This is a genomic window from Shewanella sp. 10N.286.48.B5, assembly GCF_002874355.2.
GTDB lineage: Bacteria > Pseudomonadota > Gammaproteobacteria > Enterobacterales > Shewanellaceae > Shewanella.
In genome coordinates this window covers 2,656,907-2,679,507 of the sequence record NZ_MCVG02000001.1, presented here as the reverse complement: position 1 = coordinate 2,679,507, position 22,601 = coordinate 2,656,907, and the positions used below count along the sequence as shown (strand labels likewise).

The 22,601-nt window shown below is 41.5% G+C and carries 21 protein-coding genes and 1 tRNA gene; 7 read left to right on the top strand and 15 right to left on the bottom strand.

Going from position 1 to position 22,601, the window contains the following annotated elements:
• Nucleotides 1-262: 262 nt before the first annotated feature.
• The 10 genes from BCU57_RS11485 to rpsU form a co-directional block, all read right to left on the bottom strand.
• Nucleotides 263-388 (bottom strand): hypothetical protein, encoded by a 126-nt coding sequence (locus BCU57_RS11485; RefSeq protein WP_277869090.1) that lies wholly within the window; start codon nucleotides 386-388, stop codon nucleotides 263-265.
• Nucleotides 389-441: 53 nt separating this feature from the next.
• Nucleotides 442-1,619 (bottom strand): IS3 family transposase gene (locus BCU57_RS11480; protein WP_413211430.1). Its coding sequence is split into 2 segments (ribosomal slippage): nucleotides 442-1,352 and nucleotides 1,352-1,619, totalling 1,179 coding nucleotides; the frame shifts between segments, so codons are not numbered across the junction.
• A gap of 421 nt (nucleotides 1,620-2,040) precedes the next feature.
• Nucleotides 2,041-2,427, bottom strand: coding sequence for a hypothetical protein (locus BCU57_RS11475; RefSeq protein WP_102437058.1), 387 nt, complete (start codon nucleotides 2,425-2,427; stop codon nucleotides 2,041-2,043).
• 147 nt (nucleotides 2,428-2,574) lie between these two features.
• Complete coding sequence (locus BCU57_RS11470) at nucleotides 2,575-3,786, bottom strand: IS256 family transposase (RefSeq protein WP_102440683.1); 1,212 nt, start codon at nucleotides 3,784-3,786, stop codon at nucleotides 2,575-2,577.
• Between the two features lie 93 nt (nucleotides 3,787-3,879).
• Nucleotides 3,880-4,338 carry a hypothetical protein gene (locus BCU57_RS11465; RefSeq protein WP_102439279.1) on the bottom strand — a complete coding sequence of 153 codons (459 nt, stop codon included), beginning with the start codon at nucleotides 4,336-4,338 and terminating at the stop codon, nucleotides 3,880-3,882.
• Nucleotides 4,339-5,218: 880 nt separating this feature from the next.
• Nucleotides 5,219-5,295 (bottom strand) — tRNA-Ile (locus BCU57_RS11460).
• Nucleotides 5,296-5,510: 215 nt separating this feature from the next.
• Entirely contained in the window at nucleotides 5,511-7,340 is a 1,830-nt protein-coding gene (gene rpoD, locus BCU57_RS11455; protein ID WP_102439278.1) for an RNA polymerase sigma factor RpoD, read from the bottom strand.
• A gap of 144 nt (nucleotides 7,341-7,484) precedes the next feature.
• The gene (dnaG, locus tag BCU57_RS11450) at nucleotides 7,485-9,212 is read right to left on the bottom strand and encodes a DNA primase (RefSeq protein ID WP_102439277.1); all 1,728 of its coding nucleotides are present in this window, start codon (nucleotides 9,210-9,212) and stop codon (nucleotides 7,485-7,487) included.
• Nucleotides 9,213-9,296: 84 nt separating this feature from the next.
• The gene (locus BCU57_RS11445) at nucleotides 9,297-9,740 is read right to left on the bottom strand and encodes a GatB/YqeY domain-containing protein (protein WP_102439276.1); all 444 of its coding nucleotides are present in this window, start codon (nucleotides 9,738-9,740) and stop codon (nucleotides 9,297-9,299) included.
• 7 nt (nucleotides 9,741-9,747) lie between these two features.
• Nucleotides 9,748-9,963, bottom strand: coding sequence for a 30S ribosomal protein S21 (gene rpsU / locus BCU57_RS11440; protein WP_055024252.1), 216 nt, complete (start codon nucleotides 9,961-9,963; stop codon nucleotides 9,748-9,750).
• Nucleotides 9,964-10,200: 237 nt separating this feature from the next.
• Between rpsU and tsaD the strand changes: the two genes are divergently transcribed.
• Nucleotides 10,201-11,214 (top strand): tRNA (adenosine(37)-N6)-threonylcarbamoyltransferase complex transferase subunit TsaD, encoded by a 1,014-nt coding sequence (tsaD, locus tag BCU57_RS11435; protein WP_102439275.1) that lies wholly within the window; start codon nucleotides 10,201-10,203, stop codon nucleotides 11,212-11,214.
• An 89-nt stretch (nucleotides 11,215-11,303) separates the two neighbouring features.
• Here the strand turns inward: tsaD and plsY are convergent, their stop codons facing one another.
• Nucleotides 11,304-11,912, bottom strand: a complete 609-nt coding sequence (gene plsY / locus BCU57_RS11430) for a glycerol-3-phosphate 1-O-acyltransferase PlsY (RefSeq protein ID WP_102439274.1) — start codon at nucleotides 11,910-11,912, stop codon at nucleotides 11,304-11,306.
• A gap of 241 nt (nucleotides 11,913-12,153) precedes the next feature.
• Here plsY and folB point away from each other — a divergent pair, with 241 nt between their 5' ends.
• The 4 genes from folB to BCU57_RS11410 all read left to right on the top strand — a co-directional run bounded on the left by folB (nucleotide 12,154) and on the right by BCU57_RS11410 (nucleotide 14,848).
• Nucleotides 12,154-12,507, top strand: a complete 354-nt coding sequence (gene folB / locus BCU57_RS11425; protein WP_102439273.1) for a dihydroneopterin aldolase — start codon at nucleotides 12,154-12,156, stop codon at nucleotides 12,505-12,507.
• 64 nt (nucleotides 12,508-12,571) lie between these two features.
• Complete coding sequence (gene folK / locus BCU57_RS11420) at nucleotides 12,572-13,075, top strand: 2-amino-4-hydroxy-6-hydroxymethyldihydropteridine diphosphokinase (protein ID WP_102439272.1); 504 nt, start codon at nucleotides 12,572-12,574, stop codon at nucleotides 13,073-13,075.
• Between the two features lie 17 nt (nucleotides 13,076-13,092).
• Nucleotides 13,093-13,893, top strand: a complete 801-nt coding sequence (locus BCU57_RS11415; protein ID WP_102439271.1) for an undecaprenyl-diphosphate phosphatase — start codon at nucleotides 13,093-13,095, stop codon at nucleotides 13,891-13,893.
• A gap of 127 nt (nucleotides 13,894-14,020) precedes the next feature.
• Nucleotides 14,021-14,848, top strand: a complete 828-nt coding sequence (locus tag BCU57_RS11410) for a methyltransferase domain-containing protein (protein ID WP_102439270.1) — start codon at nucleotides 14,021-14,023, stop codon at nucleotides 14,846-14,848.
• A 155-nt stretch (nucleotides 14,849-15,003) separates the two neighbouring features.
• On the opposite strand, the gene BCU57_RS11405 is transcribed toward BCU57_RS11410, so the two are convergent.
• The gene (locus BCU57_RS11405) at nucleotides 15,004-15,270 is read right to left on the bottom strand and encodes an Lpp/OprI family alanine-zipper lipoprotein (protein ID WP_076542485.1); all 267 of its coding nucleotides are present in this window, start codon (nucleotides 15,268-15,270) and stop codon (nucleotides 15,004-15,006) included.
• Between the two features lie 276 nt (nucleotides 15,271-15,546).
• Nucleotides 15,547-16,776, bottom strand: coding sequence for a multifunctional CCA addition/repair protein (locus BCU57_RS11400; protein WP_102439269.1), 1,230 nt, complete (start codon nucleotides 16,774-16,776; stop codon nucleotides 15,547-15,549).
• A gap of 142 nt (nucleotides 16,777-16,918) precedes the next feature.
• Here BCU57_RS11400 and BCU57_RS11395 point away from each other — a divergent pair, with 142 nt between their 5' ends.
• Both BCU57_RS11395 and BCU57_RS11390 read left to right on the top strand, forming a co-directional pair.
• Nucleotides 16,919-18,535 carry an ExeA family protein gene (locus BCU57_RS11395; RefSeq protein WP_102439268.1) on the top strand — a complete coding sequence of 539 codons (1,617 nt, stop codon included), beginning with the start codon at nucleotides 16,919-16,921 and terminating at the stop codon, nucleotides 18,533-18,535.
• On the top strand, nucleotides 18,535-19,686 hold the full coding sequence (locus BCU57_RS11390; RefSeq protein WP_102439267.1) for a general secretion pathway protein GspB: 1,152 nt from the start codon (nucleotides 18,535-18,537) through the stop codon (nucleotides 19,684-19,686). Before BCU57_RS11395 ends, BCU57_RS11390 begins: the two co-directional genes overlap by 1 nt.
• A gap of 162 nt (nucleotides 19,687-19,848) precedes the next feature.
• On the opposite strand, the gene nhaD is transcribed toward BCU57_RS11390, so the two are convergent.
• Together nhaD and hemL are read right to left on the bottom strand one after the other, a co-directional pair.
• Entirely contained in the window at nucleotides 19,849-21,096 is a 1,248-nt protein-coding gene (gene nhaD / locus BCU57_RS11385; protein WP_102439266.1) for a sodium:proton antiporter NhaD, read from the bottom strand.
• A gap of 191 nt (nucleotides 21,097-21,287) precedes the next feature.
• Nucleotides 21,288-22,580: a glutamate-1-semialdehyde 2,1-aminomutase gene (gene hemL / locus BCU57_RS11380; protein WP_102439265.1), complete on the bottom strand. Its 1,293-nt coding sequence runs from the start codon at nucleotides 22,578-22,580 to the stop codon at nucleotides 21,288-21,290.
• Nucleotides 22,581-22,601 lie beyond the last annotated feature (21 nt).

The following is a 22,601-nucleotide window of genomic DNA, read 5'->3' as shown; positions in this document are numbered from 1 at the left end:
AATTTTAAACATGAAAAAGCCGCTTGAATAAATCCAAGCGGCCTATCAATAAATTGGTGGCCCCTCCCAGACTCGAACTGGGGACCTGACGATTATGAGTTTTAGCAAAACCGAATATACCTAGCTATCTTCTAGCCTAATCTCCCAGTAGATCACCTACAGAATTTCATAAACTGATGCCACTGCTGACGACGTTGACGGATCTAGTTCGCCGACGCCGACAATGGGTAGTGCAGGAATTACTGGGGCTAATGAGCAGGTATTACTTTGCTGGTTCCTCAGTAGTATTGGATTCAGGATCAACAACTAAATTACCTTCGATTAGACTTGCTGCTATATCATCAGCCTGAACCACCAGTAGATGCATGAATAGCTTCTTATCTGCCACTTTCAGTATTCCCTCTTGTCTAAGTACAGCACCGAGGAATCCAGCTGTAGTGGTCAAGAAATATTGGTCACAGTCTTAGAGTTTAACCAGAACAATCGTTCTGACTCATTGGGCGTCAGCCCGCCGTTATATTGATGCGGCCGAAGCTGACAATAATATCCAATAATGTATCGTGTAATTTCATTCTGCGCTTCAGTAAAATTACGATACCCTGTAGTTGGTATCCATTCTGTCTTAAGGCTCCTAAAAAAACGTTCCATAGGACTATTATCCCAACAATTCCCACGTCGAGATAAACTTTGTTTGAGCTGGTATCGCCATAATAGTTGCCGATATCTTCTGCTTGTATAGTGAGTCCCTTGATCGCCATGGAACATAACATCTTTAGGTTTACCACGACCTTCATAGGCCATCGAAAGCGCTTTGCCAGTTAAACGACTATCAGGTGATAACGACATAGCCCAGCCAATCACTTTACGTGCAAATAGATCAATCACCACAGCTAAGTACATCCAACGGTTACCAGCCCACACGTAGGTAACATCACCAACCCAGACTTCATTCGGAGCTGTGACAGCGAATTGTCGACCTAGGTGATTAGGGATTTCAATATGTTCTAGTGTCGCTTTTCGGTATTTGTGCCTAGGTACCTGGCAGCTAACTATACCAAGCTCTTTCATCAACTTAGTGGCACGATAACGGCTTAGCGAGACACCCTGCTGGCTAACCATATCTGCAATCGTTCTAGCACCTGCCGATCCATTACTTGCAGTGTGTACTTCGCTGACTAGGCTGCGAAGCTTAACCTTATCTGCGTTAATGGTTATTGGTCTCTTTCTCCAATACTTGTAACTACTACGATGAATACTGAACACTTCGCATAATGTTTTTATGCTATAGCTCTGCCTGAGTTTCTCAATTATTAAGAATTGTTCAGTGAGTCCGACATCAACAGAGCTGTGGCCTTTTTTAATATTTCGTTGTGTTCCTGGAGGCGAGCTAGTTGCTTTTTTAACTCTCGAATTTCAACTTGTTCTGGTGATATAGGTGATGCTTTATGCTGCTTACCTTGTCGCTCTTCTCTTAATTGTCGTACCCACTTATCCATGGTTGATTTGCCCACATTCATAGCTTGAGCAGCTTCAACAATTGAGTAATTCTGATCTAGCACGAGTTGTGCAGATTCAAGTTTGAACTCTGCACTAAAAAGTCTTCTTGTACGTTTTTTCATAGTGTGACCTGTTAACTTATGAGGTGATGATATCACCTCTAACTAGGTGGCCAAATTAACTATGCCACTACACCCATTGTTATTACTTTTTTTCATAAATAGTGAATGGAATATGCGAGAAGTGAATGTTGACTCATTAGCTAGACCAGAGAGGCATTTTTGGATTGATTCAATAGCTATCAGCTCATCAGAAAACAGTCCGTTGTTAGTGTTGGATATGAGCTGTAGTACATCAGTATCGTTGCTTTTACCGATGACATAGTGAATGAGTTGGGTACTGCTCCTGATCTTAGGGGCTGACCCTTTACGTATACAGATCAGTTCAGGCTTAGTTTTCTCTTTAGCTGATATGACATTGCTATCTTGAGGAGTCATGTCCTTAGAGATCTTAGAACCTTTCGTATCCTGTTTCTTATTCGTTTTAGAGCTCATGATTAACTCCTAGTGCATCCATTAACTCAGACTTTAGTGATTTAGGCATCAGTAGGTATAGGCCTTGACCAGAGCTATTTAAGATGGCCAACGTCAGTAAGTAATCTTGTTCTAGCTCATCTTCAAATTCGATGTTCTCTAGAGCAAAAGTAAGTCGGTCCCTACAGTTGATTGTTATTGAATTCCCGTCGACGCCGACGCTAGAAATGTCTGAAAGTGATGAAATCATCCACAGCTCGCATTCCAGTTCAGACCATATGGATTGAGCTTCATTTTCATAGCTAAATGGTGATTGAAGATGTTGTTTAAGTTGATTTAATAAGGCAGGATTGATTGGTAGTGTCCGTATGTTTTGCCAGTTTGTGATTTTCAGCATGATTAACCCTATGAATTTGATATCATAAAGTTAATATATGTTTAAGATTTAATATGTTACGGGAAGAAATAGAAGAAAGCTGAACCCTTTACCAAAATCACATAAAAAAGCACTGAGAGGGTGTAACAGATTCTGTGTAACTGCAATTTAGTTAATATGCTTCACAATTCTGTCTTCGAACTCAATAATAAATCGGCTCATCGCAGTACGCCAGTTTCGGATGGGCATGGTCCATTTTTTACTGGCTTCTTTTATCGCAAGGTAAATCATTTTCTTGGCCGAGTCATCATTAGGAAATACCTTACGTTTTTTCAACGCTCGTCTAATCACGCTATTTAACGACTCTATAGCATTGGTTGTGTAAATGGCCTTACGAATATCCTGAGGATAATTGAAAAACGTATTTAAGTTGTGCCAATGATTATGCCATGACTTGCTGATTTGGGGGTATTGCTCATCCCAGGTATCGCTGAAACGGTCTAATTCAAGTAAAGCTTCCTCCTCCGTTGTTGATTGGTAGATGCTTTTAAGGTCCGCAGTGACTGCCTTGTAGTCTTTCCACGATACGTACTTTAATGAATTTCTGACCATATGTACGATACAGAGCTGTACATGAGTATCTGGATAAACGGTATTGATAGCATCAGGGAAGCCTTTTAAGCCATCAACACAAGCGATGAGAATATCCTCAACGCCTCGTTGCTGTAGTTCAGTGAGGACACCTAACCAAAATTTAGCCCCTTCATTTTCAGCTATCCAAAGCCCCATTAGCTCTTTGTGACCTTCAAGGTTAATGCCTAACGCTAAGAAAATAGATTTGTTAATAACGCGCTTATCCTGACGGATTTTTACGACGATACAATCAAGGTAAACGATTGGGTAAATGGCATCTAAAGGTCGACTTTGCCATTCAATAACTTGCTCTAGAACGGCGTTGGTAACGCGAGAAACTAACGTGGGTGATATCTCTGCGCCGTACCATTCATCAAAGGCTTGAACGATATCACGAGTACTCATGCCTTGAGCGTAGAGCCACAATATTTTATCGTCCATAGAGGTAAATCTGGACTGGTGTTTTTTAACTAACTGAGGTTCGAAACTGCCTTCACGGTCTCGCGGCGTATCAAGCTCAAATTGACCATCTTCAGTTTGAATGCGCTTGCTGGTTTTACCGTTACGGCTATTAGCAGAAGTCGATTTATGGTGTTTCTCATAGCCCAGGTGGTCATCCATTTCGGCATTAAGAGCGGCTTCGACCGTTATCTTTTTGAGCATCTGACTGAATTGGTTTAAGTCTTCTGGTGTTTTAATGCTTTTAGCAGCTTCTTTAGCAAAAGCTTCAATATCTTTTTTGTTCATGAGTATCTGCCTATCCTTGACTCTCTATAGAGTACGTGTTGATAAGCAGTTACACAAAATTAGTTACAGTCTCAGCACTGACGCTTAAACTATTTACTCAATGATGATCTCACCTTCAGATTCACCTTCTTTACCTTTTACTCTAACTTTTCTTCCTTTATAGACAGCATATGCACAAAGCCCAAAAATTAATGTAGCAAAGTACGCAAGCAATAATAACTCACCACCAGTTAAGGAGCTTACTAGATTTGGTTGTACAATTTTAGATGCTACCTTTGAATCATTCTGAATGGTATTTGCTACAGCATCCCAACCGTTACATTTAGAAAGACGTTCCCAAAGTGGTGAATCTTTATCCATTTTATCGCCACTAAATTTAATGATTACCTTTTTCTTGTTTTTCACCAACTCGTCAAGATCTGAATAGAACTCTTCTGTTTCCTGAAATGTGATAGTCTTTTGACCTTGTCGCTTATTAGAGTCACTTATTTTTTTCATTATCCTTGCAGTAGTAAGCTGATCTGGTATCAATGTATGTTTAAGAAAACTCATATTAATAATCCTTTAAAAAAATGTTTGCTTGTAATGTAACTAGCAATTACCCCATTAACATCAAATGCTATCTTACACTTCTCTATCAAATCACTTTATCACAACAAATCAATGTATTAAACGATCATTAATCACGAAAACCACCTTAACCTAAATCCTAAGTCGCTGGGCCTTTCTACTTAGATTGGCCCATCCATCTACCTCTAGCCCTTGGTATCACTGAACTGAATCAATCCTAGTTTCACTCCATTCCTCGACGGTGACGACGCTCCGGTCCTATTCCGGTCTTTCACCTTCAATTTAGCGTCCAATCATTATTTTTTTGAAGTGATTTGCTGTCGGCGTCGACGGTTGAGCTAACTTCATCTAATCCAGTTAACTATTAGCCTGAACTATCTCCCTGAAGCATCCTGCTAGTCCATCACGCCCTATATAACATTAGAGTCTCAGTATTGAGTGTAATTACATTGCTAGTCGATACCGTTCGTTACGGCCTAGTTGATTGGGTTCTACTATTGAGGACTGAAGTATTCACTGAACCTATCGACTTATCTATTTATCTAATGGCTAGGATTCAACCTCAAAAACTAGATTGCTGTAGTTCGACGACGCTGACGATAGTTGCCAGCATTTATGGATGAATGACATTGGTTTTAATGAGTAAGATTCTGATGCTGTAATTGACTACCCATTACATCAATCTTGGGTCTTTTGAATACCTGAATGGGATTAAGCATCTGGCTATTAGTGAATTTTGGGTGATTGGTTTAACTGGTGATTTTGAAGTGGATTGATATTGTAGAATACCGGAGATAGACAGGGTGGATCTTATAGACATGAAAAAGCCGCTTGAATAAATCCAAGCGGCCTATCAATAAATTGGTGGCCCCTCCCAGACTCGAACTGGGGACCTGACGATTATGAGTCGTATGCTCTAACCAACTGAGCTAAGGGGCCGACTTAAGATAGTCGTCACTATCGAAAGCGGAAAGAAGTATACGAAGTTTATTCACGGTTGTCACCCGCCAATTGCTGAGAATTGTGACTAAAAGATTCAATTGGTTATCTGTTAAGCAATCATGAGGTTTTTTATATTAAATAAAGTAATTTTGAGGCAAAAAAAAGCCCGAATTAACGGGCTTTCATTATTGTTGCAACTTCTTAGTGAGACTCTATTCGTCTAAGAAAGACTTCAAGATTTCTGAGCGAGAAGGGTGACGCAATTTACGTAGTGCTTTTGCTTCAATTTGACGAATACGTTCACGGGTTACATCAAACTGTTTACCCACTTCTTCAAGGGTATGGTCGGTATTCATATCAATACCAAAACGCATACGTAACACTTTAGCTTCTCGGGCTGTTAGGCCTGCTAGCACTTCATGAGTGGCATTTTTAAGACTTTCGCTTGTTGCTGAGTCTAATGGTAGCTCAAGCGTGTTATCTTCAATGAAGTCACCTAAGTGCGAATCTTCATCATCACCAATAGGTGTTTCCATTGAAATAGGCTCTTTAGCGATTTTCAGCACTTTAAGGATCTTATCTTCTGGCATTAACATGCGCTCTGATAATTCTTCAGGTGTTGGTTCGCGGCCCATTTCTTGTAACATTTGACGTGAAATACGGTTAAGTTTATTAATCGTTTCAATCATGTGTACTGGAATACGAATGGTACGTGCTTGGTCAGCAATTGAACGAGTAATCGCCTGACGGATCCACCAAGTAGCATAAGTTGAGAACTTATAACCACGACGGTATTCGAACTTATCTACTGCTTTCATCAAACCAATGTTACCTTCTTGAATCAAATCCAAGAACTGTAAGCCACGGTTGGTGTACTTTTTAGCAATAGAAATTACTAGACGTAAGTTCGCTTCAACCATTTCTTTCTTCGCACGACGAGCTCTTGCTTCACCGATTGACATACGACGGTTGATGTCTTTAATTGCGCGAATGACTAAGCCGGTTTCTTCTTCGATAGCAGCAAGTTTAGTGCTACAACGAATCACATCGTCTTTAACCATACGTAAGCCTTCAGCATAAGGCTTATTACTGCTCATTTCAGCATGGAACCAAGTTAAGTCAGTTTCATTACCGGTGAAGAACTTAACAAAGTTTTTCTTTGGCATTTTAGCTTGTTCAACACAAAGCTTAAGGATTAAACGCTCTTGTACACGTACGCGGTCCATCATAGAACGCATGCTTTTTACTAAGCGATCAAATTGCTTTGGTACTAAACGGAATTCTTTGAAAAGCTCGCCAATGACAAATAAAGCACCGATGGCTTCAGGGTGATCACGGCCTTTTTTCTCAATAACAGCTAAGCCTTTTTCAAACACTTCGCGTAATTGGGTAAACTTCTCTTTAGCTTCTTCAGGATCTGGACCTTTTGGGCCTTCCTCTTCGTCTTCAGCATCTTCGGCATCATCTTCGTCTTCTAACTCTTCTTCTGATAACTCAGAACCAACGTGTGTTGCTGTTGGTGCTACGTCATCATCATCAGGGTTAACAAAACCTGCGATAATGTCAGTTAAACGTATTTCGTCAGCTTCATACTTATCAAACTGCTCTAAAATCATCGCAATCGCTTGCGGATATTCAGAGACAGAACTTTGAACCGTATTAATGCCTTCTTCAATACGTTTTGCGATGACGATTTCGCCTTCGCGAGTCAATAACTCAACTGTACCCATTTCACGCATATACATACGTACTGGGTCAGTGGTACGACCTAATTCACTTTCTACCGTTGCAAGCGCTGCTGCAGCTTCTTCTGCTGCATCTTCGTCGGTGTTGTCCTCAGACATCATCATGTCATCGGCATCTGGCGCTTGTTCAAACACGCGGATGCCCATGTCATTGATCATCTGGACAATATCTTCAATCTGATCAGAATCGACCATGTCAGCTGGCAAGTGGTCATTGACTTCAGCATAGGTTAAATAACCTTGCTCTTTACCTTTAGCAAGCAACAATTTAAGTTGCGACTGCGGAGTATGCTCCATAGATATCATCCAAGTTGGTAACTGAAATAACGACTGGACACCTGCCGAGGCAAAGTGTCAAGCAAATCGTCAATTATAGCTCTATGAACTAAAGTACGCTAGTCCATGACATGACTTAAGGGAACATTTTTTTAATAAAAGATGTTATTTAGCAATGCCTTTCATTATAGAAATAAGCTTCGTGAGCTGAATTTTTTCAGCTTTATTTAGAGTTTGTTTAAGACTCAGTTCCTGATAGCGTTGTTCAATATATTGATTGTTCAACCAGATCAGGGATTGTTTAAACTCTTGAACTAGGTTTTCATCCGCCACTTGGTGGTCCCATTGGGCCAATTTTATCAACGCATTTTTTTGTTCATGCTGACGATAAATCTCAAGTAGTTGTGCGCTGTTTAACTTTCGGTCTCGAGTTAAATTCAATAAATCACTGAGCAATTCGATGCCAGCAATCTTTAAATGTGCAAGTGAGGGTTGTACAGCTAAGCCATATCCTAACTCTGGACGTTGTACTAATAATGCAATGGCTAATCGCAGTGGGGTACCACGCCCTTGTAAACCTTTTTTATTCATAGGTTGTTGCTGTTTTACTGCAAAACCTAACTTTTTCTTTAGATCATCTGCGCTATTCATACCAATTTTATGGGCGAGATTTTCTAATAATAAATTCTGTAACACAGTGTCTTGAACACGTTCGATTAGCGACATAGCTTGTTTAGCCAATGAGCTTTTATCACTACCGAATTTACTGGTTAAGGTCTCAAATAAAAACGCCGGTAAGTCGAGGGCGCTGACCATTAACTCTTCAAAACCGTCTTTGCCTACTTGGCGAACCATGGTATCTGGATCTTCGCCTTGAGGTAAAAACATAAACCTAACGACATCACCAGGCTTTAATAAAGGCAGTGCGGTTTCTAGTGCACGCCAAGCGGCTTCTTTACCTGCTCGGTCACCGTCGTAACAACAAATGACTTCTTTAGCACTACGCACTAACAGCTGAAATTGTTCAGCGGTTGTTGCTGTGCCAAGTGATGCAACGGCATAATCAACACCAAATTGGGCAAGCGCCACAACGTCCATATAGCCTTCAACAATTAATACTTGTTGTGGGTCTCTATGGGTTTGCTTGAGTTCGTAAAGACCGTAAAGCTCATTTCCCTTATGAAATATGGGCGTTTCTGGCGAATTCAAGTACTTTGGTGTTCCATCGCCTAAAACTCGACCACCAAAGCCAACAACTCGGCCTCTGCGGTCGCGAATAGGAAACATTAACCGATCGCGAAAGCGGTCATATCGCTTGCCATTATCGTTGGCAATTAGCATTCCGGCGGTGAGTAATTTGTCTTGTGCTGCAGGGTTTTGGCGATATCGACTTAATAGTCCATCCCAACCATCTGGCGCAAAACCGATTCCAAAATGCTCTACAACATCACTGGAGAGCCCTCTGAATTCTAAATAATCTACAACTTTTTGTTTGTCGCTGTGTTGACGCAATTGATTTTGATAATAAAGATTCGCTTCTTCCATCAATTGGTATAAGTCACGACTTAAACTTTGATCTTTTTTAGGACCAGTACCTTGCTCTCTTGGTACCTCGAGTCCGAGTTTACCGGCAAGCTCTTCAATGGCATCGACAAATTCTAGTCGATCATATTCCATGATAAAATCAATGGCGTTGCCATGAGCACCACAACCAAAGCAGTGGTAAAATTGCTTGTCTTGACTGACGGTAAAAGAAGGTGATTTTTCGCTATGAAAAGGACAACATGCAGAGTGATTTTTCCCTGCTTTTTTCAAAGGTACACGGTGATCAATTAGATCAACAATGTCAGTTCGAGCTATTAGCTCATTGATAAAGTCACGAGGTATCGCCATAAATGCTATAGGTCTCGCATTACCAAATAGATAAAACAAACAAGCCGTGCAAGGTGCACGGCTTATTCACACATTAACGATCTGTTAGTTTAATTTAGCACGGATTAGACTGCCAATGGCACCCATATCTGCACGACCTTGAACCTTAGATTTTAATGCTCCCATTACTTTGCCCATATCCGCCATGGTTGATGCACCTACCTGAGAGATAGCTTCATCAATGATTGCGGCAACTTCTTCTTCTGTTAAAGGAGAAGGCAAGAAAGTTTCAATGACTTGAATCTCTGCTGCTTCAGCTGCTGCTAACTCCGGGCGATTTGCTGACTCATACTGAGTTATAGAATCGCGACGTTGTTTTACCATTTTGGTTAAAACGGCTATTGTCTGTTCATCAGTCAGAGTTTCGCGGGTATCCACTTCAATCTGTTTAATGGCAGACAGTGCCATACGAATTGTCCCCAAACGCGCCTTATCTTTGGCACGCATAGCTTCTTTCATTTGGTCTTTTAGCTGTTCGACTAGGCTCATAGTGAGATTAGTATAAACGTACGCGACGTGCGTTTTCGCGAGAAAGCTTCTTAGCTAGACGCTTAACAGCGGCAGCTTTTGCGCGCTTACGTGCAGAAGTTGGCTTCTCGTAGAATTCACGAGCGCGAACATCAGCTAAGATACCTGCTTTTTCACAAGAGCGCTTGAAACGACGAAGAGCTACGTCGAATGGTTCGTTTTCACGTACTTTAATAATTGGCATACGCCATCACCCCTTAGGTGTAGTTAATTTGGCACTACCTGTTTTGGTAGATTAACCAAGGCTATTTAAAATGGTGCCGAATTCTACATCGATTACGATGCTTTTGTAAACCCCTTTGTTAATCGCAAATGACAATCAAGGTGTCATTTTTTTGAGACTGATGATTATGCTTGGTGGAATAAAATCTTCTCAACAGGTAGAATTGCCGCCCTTACAAATTTATCAAGACGAGATGCTATGCGGGTTTTAGGTATTGAAACATCATGCGATGAAACTGGAATCGCTGTTTATGATGATGAGCAGGGACTATTATCCCATGCTTTATATAGCCAAGTGAAATTACATGCAGATTATGGTGGTGTTGTGCCTGAATTAGCATCTCGTGATCATGTGCGTAAAATTATTCCATTGATTAAGCAGGCGCTTAAAGAGGCTAACTCTACTGTTGATGATATTGATGGCATCGCTTTTACTAAAGGACCTGGATTAATTGGCGCGCTATTAGTCGGCGCTTGTGTTGGGCGTTCATTGGCATATTCGTGGGACAAGCCTGCAATTGGAGTTCACCATATGGAAGGGCATTTATTAGCGCCAATGCTTGAAGGTGATGCGCCTGAGTTCCCTTTTCTTGCTCTGCTGGTATCTGGCGGTCACTCAATGTTAGTGCAAGTAGAAGGCATTGGCCGTTATCAGGTGTTAGGTGAATCGGTTGATGACGCTGCTGGTGAAGCATTTGATAAAACCGCTAAGCTGATGGGGCTTGATTACCCTGGTGGGCCACGTTTAGCTAAGTTAGCAGCAAAAGGTGTTGAGGCAGGTTATAAATTCCCTCGACCAATGACAGATAAACCAGGGCTTAATTTTAGCTTTTCAGGCTTAAAAACCTTTACCGCGAATACCATCGCTAAAGAGCCTGATGATGAGCAAACAAGAGCCAATATTGCCCGCGCTTTTGAAGAGGCAGTGGTGGATACTTTAGCGATTAAGTGTCAACGCGCATTAAAACAAACAGGTTATAATCGCTTAGTTGTAGCAGGTGGAGTGAGCGCTAATACTCGGTTAAGAGAAAATTTAGCGACCATGATGGCTAAGTTAAATGGTGAGGTGTTTTATCCAAGAGGTGAGTTTTGTACCGATAATGGTGCAATGATCGCTTTTGCTGGCTTACAGCGCTTAAAAGCTGGGCAGGTGGAGTCGTTAGAGGTAGAAGGCAAGCCGCGCTGGCCATTAGATACCTTGTCTGCTGTGTAATTAAGTCATTACCTGATATGAAAAAACCTAAGCCATGGCTTAGTTTTTTTATATCAATAATATAATCAGTTAGATAGTTTGAGTTAAAACTAGTTAGCTTGTTTTTTCTTACGGGAAAGCTTGCTTTCTTCGCCCACTCTCAAGCGCTTAATATTATCTTTATGGCGAATGACAATTAATAAAGAGAGCATTGCCACTGGAATGACAAAGCGCTCGTCTAACCACCATGTGTAAACTGGTGCAAGTATTGCAGTTAAAATGGCGGCTAATGATGAATAGCGAGTAATAATTACAAATACTAACCAAGTAATAATTAACATGGCGGCTAAATCGCCGCCAATAGGAGCCATCGCGCCAAAGGCAGTCGCTACGCCTTTGCCGCCTTGAAAGTTAAAAAAGAGCGGGTAGATGTGGCCTAAACAAGCTGCGATGGCAATGAGCCCTAATGACACCGCATCTTGACCGAGTAAGTAGCTGCAATAGCTGGGCGCGGCGCCTTTAAGCATGTCGAAAAATAAAACTAAGGCAGCAGAGCTTGCGCCACCGATACGAAGTACGTTGGTTGCCCCAGGGTTGCCTGAGCCTTCAGTGCGAGGGTCGGGTAAACCTCTTAATTTACAAACCAAAATGGCACTTGAAATAGAACCGGCTAGGTAGGCGGTTATAATCATCAATATTGTGATTGTAACAGCGCTCAAATTGGTGTCCTTAGTCTTCTTAGGGTATCATCGCCCATTAATTTATATCACTTGATCTTAATGGTTATTATCAGCTTTTAAAACGCTATTTAGAATGGTTATCATTCATAAATAGCTAGCCATTATCCTACTGCTTTAGTTGCTCAGGAAAAAGACAAAAATCATGATAACGGTTAATTGATGTCATTATCAGCTTTTTTAGGCTGTTTTTTTAAAAAAATGAGTAAAACTCGGAGAAAGCATGGATAAAGTACTTATTCGCGAGCTGAAAATTGAAACTGTAATAGGGATCTACGAGTGGGAAAAACAAATACAGCAAATATTGCTCATCGATTTAGATATGGCTTGGGACAATAAAATGGCTGCTGCCACTGATGATTATCAACATGCCTTGTGCTACGAAAGTGTGTCTAATCGCCTCACTGCATTAATCACTCAAAAACCCGTTGAGCTAATTGAAACTGTCGCAGAAATGATTGCCGAGTGTTTGATGACTGAATTTAAGGTTGAAGGCGTTAAAGTGACAGTGATGAAACCTGGTGCGGTACCTACTGCAGTCTCTGTTGGTGTGGTTATTGAGCGCGGTCAATTTTAGTAACATGTTTTAGCACTATTTAATCATCTTTTCATGTTTGTTCTTTATATTACAGAGTGAGTTAATGGCACGTATTTATATCAGTCTAGGCACTAATATTGACCCTGTTGCACACATGCAGTCAGGATTAATTGATTTGCAGCAGCAATTTGGCCCATTACAGTTATCAAGGATGTTTGAAAGTGAAGCAGTTGGGTTTCAAGGTACCAATTTTTTAAATATGGTGGCCGCAGCTGATACCGATATGAGTATTGCTGAGGTGGTTGCCAGCTTTAAACGAATAGAAAAGCAAAATGGCCGCATTCGCGGTGAAAAAAAATTTAGTCCACGAAGTTTAGATATCGACTTACTGCTTTATGATAATGAAATTTGTCAGCAACCGGTTGAACTGCCTCGAGGTGAGATTTTATTTAATGCTTTTGTATTGTGGCCGCTGGCAGAAATTGCGCCGCAATTAACTCACCCAATAACGCATCAACCCTATCAATTACTTTGGGATAATTACGATAAATCTAGCCAGCATATTTGGCCGATTGAGTTTGACTTCCCTGCAACACTGACACGTTAATATTATAAAGGACAATCATGGAAACCATTCAGGTTATTATACTTGCCATCATTCAAGGGCTAACAGAGTTTTTACCGATTTCAAGCTCCGCTCACCTGATTTTGCCGGCGCAAGTTTTAGGCTGGCAAGATCAAGGTCTTTTCTTTGATGTCGCTGTTCATATTGGTTCATTATTAGCGGTAGTGATCTATTTTAGAAAAGAAATATGGCTCATGCTCAATGCGTGGATAGCGAGCATGGTTAAAGGTGTTCATACCCAAGACAGTAAATTAGCTTGGTGGATCATTTTAGCGACATTACCGGCGGTGTTCTTTGGCTTTATGGCAAAAGATTTAATCGAAACCTACCTTCGTGGCCCTGGGGTAATTGCTATCACTACAGTTATATTTGGTTTGCTGTTGTGGGTCGGTGATAAAATGGCCCGTAATGAGCTAACCGAGTATCAAACCGGTTGGAGAAAGGCGCTATTAATTGGTTTTGCTCAAGCGTTGGCGATTATTCCAGGCACGTCACGTTCAGGTATTACCATCACCGCCGCTTTGATGTTAGGTCTAAACAAAGAAGCTGCAGCACGCTTTTCATTTTTAATGTCAATACCGGTGATTTTAGGTGCGGCGATTTTAATGACTAAAGATGCCGTTTCAAGTGACTTGGTGATTAATTACGGTGAGGTGCTACTGGGTATCGTGGTTTCGTTTTTTGCAGCCTATACTTGTATTTACTTTTTCTTGAAAATTATCAGCAAGATTGGCATGACCCCATTTGTGCTGTATCGCCTAACTCTTGGCGCAGTATTATGTGGCTTTATATTCCTGTAATATAAACCACAATAGATTAATCATTATGAGAGACAAAATCATCAATGATTAATAAAATAAAAAACGGGTGTTATCACCCGTTTTTTATTCCTTAAATTTAGCTGTAAAGTCTAGGACGTTTTCTGTAATGAACTCAATTTTGATCTGCCCTAAGTGTGCGACAGCATTGCATTATCATCAGGCCTCAGCAGGCTACTATTGTGATAATAAGCATCATATTGATAAAAATGCCCAAGGCTATTTATCCTTTGTTACCTCAACCAAGTTCAAGGGCGCGAATGAGTCACGTCAGCAACTGCGCTCGAAACGCTTTCTTATGGCTGAAGACTTATTTAAACCGTTAATGGATAAACTGAGTGAGTCATTTAATCAATTGATTGATGGGCGCACCGAACTACAGCACCTGAATTTTAGCTGTGCAGATGGTCTATATTTGCGACACCTTGCTACCAGCACTAATGTTGATGTTAGCCATTGGGGCGTTTCTGAAGCTGAGAACGCACTATTTGCAGCCAGCAAAGAAAATACCCCAGCTAGTCTAATCCTTACCCCTTATAAGAAGTTACCTTTTGCTGATAACAGTTTAGATATCGTGTCGCTATTTGACGTGGCTTTAAAAGGTAAAGAGTGCCTAAGGGTGTTAAAAGACAGCGGTCGATTATTAATGTTAGTGCCCGGTCCTCGGCATTTATGGCAACTGAAGCAGCAGGTATATGACAATTTAGCGGAAAAGCCATTGCAGTTGAATTTACCCAAGCAGATTGAAGTGGTTAATACAAAATCGATTAGCTTTACTGGTGATGTGAGCGGCGAACAAGCGATGACACTGTTGGAGATGAACCACCTTGCATGGCGGGTTAATGATCAATTAAAGCATCAAATTAAGAGTCATCCTGTGACAGGGTTAGAATTTGATTATGTATTGATTACTGCAAAGCTAGCAGAAGCCAAGTAAGTTTATTACAGAGTTAACGTTTGCGCGGCATGCCCTTATGTTGATTTAATCCTGCAGATACAATTAAGGCTTGAAATGGTAAACGACTTAAGTCTGTTTACTATGTTCAAGCCTTAATAATCAACCTATAAAAATAAGCTAATTTTCATGGTTTCTTACTTTTTGTAAGAAGAAGCCATGTTATCGATGCGATCGTTTGCACGCTTAGCTTCAGCTTGAGCGTCCATAGAAGCTGCTTTAGAATCTTTCACATCAGCAGATAATTTGCTTTGCTCTGATTTTAAAGAGCTAACTTCAGAAGATAGTTGATCAACTTTGTTACCTAGGTTAGCAACACTTTCTTCTAAAGCAGTAGTGTTTGCACAACCACCGATAAGAGCAGTCATAGCAACACCAGCAATCATTAATACTTTCTTGTTCATGGAAAATCCCTTCATTATAGGTTGTAATAAGTTGCTGAGGAGTAATACCCAACAGCCTTTTAATTATGTCACAGCTATTGTATTTTGCTACACAAATGGGCAAAAAAAATCATAAAAAACAGCGTAAACCCAATTAATATAAGGATATTCATCTGTAGAAATTTATAAAAAGGCATAATCTACGGCGTTAGTATTAGGTTAATCACTCTGATATTGAAGTAGTGCTAAGGTTTCGTTTAGTGCATCACGAATGCTTAAACGTTACAATTGCAACGCTTATTGTACTTGGCTTTTTTTATACAGGCTAATGGCCTCAGCTCTGCGTATGCTCAACTGCTGTTTAATTTCTGCGCCCTTAAACCCATCACTAATCACCTGTTGCACATCGACCTCTTTAGCAATGTTAAAGCAATGGGTTAAAAACTCGCTTTGAGGATACTGCGCTTGCTCAAAACCTGTTCGACCTTGAATATCGGCCTGACAACATAATAGTAAGTCTGTTAAGCGTTGCGGTTTGCGCCAAAAATCACCCTTATCAAAAATCTTTATAATGGTTTCAGCGCGTAACTCTAGCGCATTATGGATATTTTGATGTTGGTCGCTGCACAGCAGTGCCAATTCCTTGTATTCATTTGGGGCTTTAATTCTTTGTACTAGCTTTTTGATTATCGGTAAGCCCTTTTGGCCGTGCCCATGATGTTTTGGCCAAAGCTCTGCAGGGGTGATGGCCTTACCTAAATCATGAAGCAAAGCGGCAAAACGAATGGTTTTTTTATCAGTGAGCTTAGCCGAGGCTTGCAATACCATCATGGTATGAATGCCTGAGTCAATTTCTGGATGCCATTTTTCAGGTTGAGGTACGCCGAACAAGGCATCTATCTCTGGAAATAGCACCTTAAGCGCCCCACAACTACGCAGCTGCTCAAAAAAGACTTCAGGGTTCTGACTACTTAAAGCTTTATCTAGCTCTTGCCACACGCGCTCAGGCGTTAAATACGCTAACTCGCCTGAGTCACAGATACTTTGCATCAGTGCTATTGTTTCTTGGGCGATAGTAAAACCAAGGTGGGCAAAACGCGCCGCGAATCGGGCAACCCGCAGAACCCGTAATGGATCTTCAATGAATGCATCCGACACATGGCGTAATTGGCGACTTTCAATATCCGCCATGCCGCCATAGGGATCGTATAGATTGCCTTGGTCATCTTGGGCCATGGCATTAATGGTTAGATCGCGACGCAGTAAATCCTGTTCCAGTGTTACCTCTTTATTGGCATCGCAGCTAAAACCAGAATACCCCTGGCCGCTTTTTCTTTCGGTACGTGCTAAGGCATATTCTTGTTGGGTTTTAGGGTGCAAAAAAACGGGGAAATCACGGCCAACTTGACTATAGCCAAGGGCGAACATCTCCTCGGTTGAACCGCCCACTACCACATAGTCTTTATCTTTGACTGGAAGTGATAAAATGCCGTCACGTACAGCGCCACCCACTAAATAGATTTTCATAAATGTTTTTGCCTAAGGAGCTTTATCTTAAGTATCTTAAGATAAATCTTAGCACGACTAACATTTCTGCTGCTAAATTTTGACAAGCAGTACGGCAAGATATAACTTGAGCCGTCAGTTATAGATAAGGATTTTTGGCCAGATGTATAAAGCATTTTATGGATTAAATGATAATCCATTTTCAATCGCACCAAACCCACATTATTTGTTCTTAAGCGACCGTCACCGAGAAGCATTAGCGCATTTAACCTATGGTCTGGGCGAGACCGGTGGCTTCGTGTTATTAACTGGTGAGGTTGGCACTGGCAAAACCACTGTGTCACGTTGTTTATTAAAGCAATTACCTGAGCACACGGATACTGCTTTTATACTTAATCCTTCATTAACTGAACAAGAGTTACTGGCAACCTTGTGTGATGAACTTGCCATTAGCTATGGTGATGCTCCTTCAATTAAACAACTGACCGACTTAATCAGCCAGTATTTACTCAATAATCATAAAAATGGCCGCAATACCGTATTAATTATCGATGAAGCGCAGCATTTGCGCCCTGAGGTGTTAGAGCAACTAAGATTACTGACTAACCTTGAAACAGATACCAAAAAACTGCTGCAAGTGATTCTTATTGGCCAGCCAGAATTACAGCAACTGCTTAAGCGTCAAGAGCTACGTCAGTTAGCCCAGCGAATTACCGCAAGATATCATTTGTTGCCTTTGACCGTTGAAGAGATAGCCTTGTATGTGCAACATCGATTACAAGTCGCTGGGCGTTTTGAGCCGTTATTTTCTAAAAAAGCCTGCAAAGCATTACATAAGTACAGTGGCGGTATTCCACGCTTAACTAACCTGTTGTGTGAACGAGCCTTAATGGCCGGTTATGGCCAATCAAAAGTGCCAATCGATCAGCATATGGTTAAGCAAGCTGCTGCTGAAGTATTAGGTGAAATGCCGGTTGAGACTCGCTCCCATTGGCCTTTAACCATTGCTGCGACATTAGTGATTACCTTTGGGGTGTCTTTTTATGGCTTTTTTCCTCAACAGGTCGGCTCAGAGCAGGCGAGTGCTTTAGTCAATAAACAAGCGGTTGATAAAGTAGCTGTTATTGAAGATGTTGTCCCTGTGGCATTAACACAAGTTAATCGCAATCAAAGCATTGTCCGCGCCGCAATGGCGCAAAGTCGCAGCATTGATAATGCATTTGCTGGACTGTTTGCCTTATGGGGAAAACAACCCATTATTGGTTTATCTTCTTGCCAAGCAGCGACTGAGCAAGGGCTGTTGTGCCATCAGCAGCAGGGGAACTGGAACAGTATTGCAAGGCTTAATTACCCGGCGGTGGTGTATTTAGAAGATCAGCAAGCTAAGCAATTCTATGGGGTTGTGGTAGCTCGCGAAGGTGAGCAAGTATTACTGCAATTAAATGAGCAGCAGCTTTGGGTCAGCAAGGATTGGTTTAACCGTCATTTTAGCGGCACCTTTGAAATTTTATGGCAAACCGATGGAGTAATGCCAAGTGAAATTGGTCAAACATCCAGTTTGTCGCAAATTCAATGGTTAGAAAATAACTTAGCCTTGGTGCAACAACGAGCGCCGAGATTATTAAACCGTTTCGATGATACCTTAGAGCAAGATTTAATGGCCTTTCAGCGTCAACATGGACTTAAATCTGATGGCATAGCAGGGAACCAAACCTTGGTGCAGCTTAACTTATACCTCAGCAAGCAAGGCCCAAGATTAACTAAAGTAGGGCGCAGCTAATGTCTATTTTATTAGATGCCGTGACCAAAGAAAAACAGCAACAGATGGGCGAATTACCTGATGCGGTATTAACCCCAAGGGCTGGTTATAAACCAGCGACTAACCAGCATTGGTTACGTCAGCTTTGGGGCAAGGCGCTGGTGTTAATCTCAGTGATCTTATTAGGTGTGTTATCTGCTTGGGGCTTAGCGAGATTAGTGAAACCGACTTTAACGGCGAATTCAGGGGTAAGTTCTAGTCAGGAAAATGAAGCTGTTAAGCAAGCCACATCGCAACAAAGCCTGAGTTTAAATACCGTTCAAGCGGGCACAGCAGAAATAAGGATTGCTAATAAAGTGGCTTTGCCCTTGGCAAAACCACAAGCTGTTGCTGGCTATGACTTATCTTCAAATAACTCGTCTTTAAATAGCTTATCTTCAAGTGATTCACCTGCAAAGAGTCCATCAAATAGTGGTGATAATACCCAGTATGAATATCGCTTGAATGAGAGTAATCGAGGTCAAGTAAGCTCACTATCGCAAAATGAGCTTGCAGCCACCGCTGTAAGTTCAACAGGTACTGCAAATGCTAGCTCGAATAACTCCCAAAGGCAGTTAACTGCCGCTGAGTTAACCGCGCTCTATGGCGAAGATGCGATTATTTTAGGGGCCAATTCTAACTACAAGCAAACATCGGATTTAACTGCACTGCAGATGAAAGTGGCAACCGCAGCTGAAAACGTCAATTTTGAGCAGCAAGGCGTGAGCAATGAAGTGACCGCTACCCAAAACACCCCAGAAAAAAATCAGTTAACTGCTGAGCAATCGAATAATTTAATGGCCGCTTTTCAAGCCGCTCTTAAAGATGTTGAATATGAAGAATCAGCCAATAAACCTGTGACTGAAGCTGAGTTTGACCCAATCCCTACTCCGAAATCAGATAGCATCCCTAAATACGGTGAGCTACCTGCCAGTGTGCAATTACAAGTACCAGAGTTTAATATTCAGGCTCATGTCTATTCTTCTGATGCAAATAATCGCTGGTTAAACATTGATGGTGCAGAGCTTCAAGAAGGCGATGTGATCAGTGGTAAGCTTAAAATTATCGAAATTAGACCCAGAGATGTGGTACTTGAAATCGATGGCTCAGAGTTTAAAGTGCCAGCAATTTAGTTTGGGTAACTTCTTTAGTTAATCTCTGATTTTAATAAAGGCGCCAATGGCGCCTTTATTGTTTTATGTGTGCTACTAGCGCAGAGTATCGGGCCTGCACAGACTATTAGCGCTTAGTTATTAGCTCTGATTATTTTAGCGCTTAGTCTGAAAGCTAACACCTTAGCTATGGATCTGATTAGCGATTAAAATCGTTAAGCCATAACCCACGGAGTAACACAGTAATAATGCAGGAAAGTATTTTAAGTAACTCACAAAGGTGAGCTCTTTTATCTTACTCATGGCAATAATCCCCGCAGCAGAGCCAATGACTAGTAGTGAGCCTCCGACACCGACAGAATAGGTTAAACCTAACCATTGGGCTGTGGTGAGTACTGGCTCTGCTTTAAGTAGCGCCGCAGTCAGTGGTACGTTATCTAAAATTGCTGAGCCAACTCCGGCAAAATAGTTCGATATCGCTGGGTTATACAGCCCATAAGCCTGCGTCAGTAGCTCCAAAGTGCCAATTTCCTTGAGCATGCCTACAAGCAATAAAATCCCTAAAAAGAATAGTAAAGTGTCAAATTCTACTTGGCGAATGTACTCTAAAATTTGAATTTCTTCTTTTTTAGTGTGACTGGTACGCCCAACTAAAAACATCACCGATAATCCAGCAAGAAAGGTAAGCACGGGCGGAATATCAAATAAGATATTAAATAGCATTGTCAGAACAATCGTGACTAAGAAAATCAGTCCGATAATGATATCAATAGGGTTTAGTTGTTTATCTACCGGTGTGGTACTGACATGACCTTCAGCGTTTAGAGAGAACAACAGCGCTAATAGCATCACACTAATGCCGGCAGGTAAAAACAAAATCAGTAGTTGTGACATTTGCACTTTACCGGCAAGAAATATCATTAAGGTGGTGACATCACCCGTTATCAAGGCTACTCCGCCTGAGTTAACCGCGAAGATAATTAATACTGCCATACGGCGACGCATTCGACTTGCTAAATTAAATGTGGTTAATAAGCCTAAGGACACCAAGGTGGCAGTGACATTGTCACAGAAGGTGGATAGTACCAGTGCAAAAAGGCCGACTTGCAGCATCAGCATTCTGACAGAAACTTGCTGCGGAAAGATTTTTTGTACTAACAGCTGGATCATGCCTTTGGCGTTGAGATAAGCCACAAAGGTCATTGTCGACATGAGAAATAACCACAAGGTGGCAATTTCCAGTAAATTGTCGTTTAACTCTGCGGCAATGAATGGGGTTTTGTCGGTGCCAGCAGCAGAGATGAATAAACTAATCCAAGCAATACAGCCAAGAAATAGCGTGGTTTTGGCTTTGTTAATATGAGTGACTTCTTCAAACACAATACTGAGTAAGGCAAGTACTGCCAGCGATATGAGAAAGACTTCAAACATATTGATATTTCCATTGCTGCTTAGCAAAGCTAGATTGCTAAAATGAAAGTAGGCAAACCAAGTTAATATTGGTTTGTTTCAGTGCGCGGAATTTCATCACACAAACAGGGTTGTTGCAACTTCGTTCTTATTTAGTTACAAAAAAAGGGATTAATAGCAATGCTATCAACCCCTTTTATTTTATCGGGCGATTACAGTGCTTTTAACGCCGCAAAAGCTTTATCTGCTGCCGCTAGGGTCATTTCAAGTTCTTCTTCGCCATGAGCCATTGATAAGAAGCCTGCTTCATAAGCACTTGGTGCTAAGTAAACGCCTTCATCTAGCATAAGGTGATAGAAGTTACGGAAATGCTCCATGTTGCACTTAGTCACTTGATCAAAACTAGTAATAGGGCTGGTGTCTTCAGTGAAGAAGAAGCCAAACATGCCGCCAACATAGTTAATGTTAAGTGGTATACCGTGCTTGTCTGCAGCGGCTTTAAAGCCTTCTGCAATACGTTTAGTTTTTGCTGCTAACTCGTCATAAAGACCGTCTTGGCAAAGGGCTTCCATTTGTGCAAGACCTGCAGTCATCGCAATTGGGTTACCTGATAAAGTACCTGCTTGGTAAACTGGGCCAGTAGGTGCAATAAACTGCATCACATCTTTACGACCACCAAAAGCGCCCACTGGCATGCCGCCACCGATTACTTTACCTAGGGTAGTAAGATCTGGTTTCACATTGTAGTGACCTTGAGCGCCGCTTTTAGACACGCGGAAGCCTGTCATTACTTCATCAATGATCATCAATGCGCCGAATTCATCACAAATTGCTCGCAGGCCTTCTAAGAAGCCGGCAACCGGAGGAATACAGTTCATGTTGCCAGCAACTGGCTCAAGAATAATACAAGAAATCGCTTCAGGGTGTTGCTCGAAGATAGCACGTACTGAATCTAGGTCGTTATAAACCGCGGTAAGTGTGTGCTTTGCAAAATCTTCAGGGATACCTGGTGAGCTAGGTTGACCTAAAGTTAACGCGCCAGAACCTGCTTTTACTAATAAACAGTCAGCATGGCCATGGTAACAACCCTCAAATTTAAGGATTTTGTCACGGTTAGTGAAGCCACGTGCTAAACGAATCGCACTCATGGTCGCTTCAGTACCAGAACTTACCATACGAACTTGTTCAATTGATGGCACCATCTCAATCACTTTTTCAGCCATTTTGACTTCAAGTTCAGTCGGCGCACCAAATGAAAGGCCATTTTCCACAGCGTCTAATACTGCTTGGCGAATTTGTGGGTGATTGTGGCCAAGGATCATTGGGCCCCAAGAACCAACGTAATCGATGTATTTTTTACCATCAGCGTCAAAGATATATGCACCATCGGCTTTTTCGATAAACAGTGGCGAGCCACCGACACCATTAAATGCACGGACTGGAGAGTTAACGCCACCAGGGATGGTTTGTTTAGCCTGTTCAAAAAGCGCTTCTGAGCGGGTCATGTGTAATCCTTTTAAGTCGTT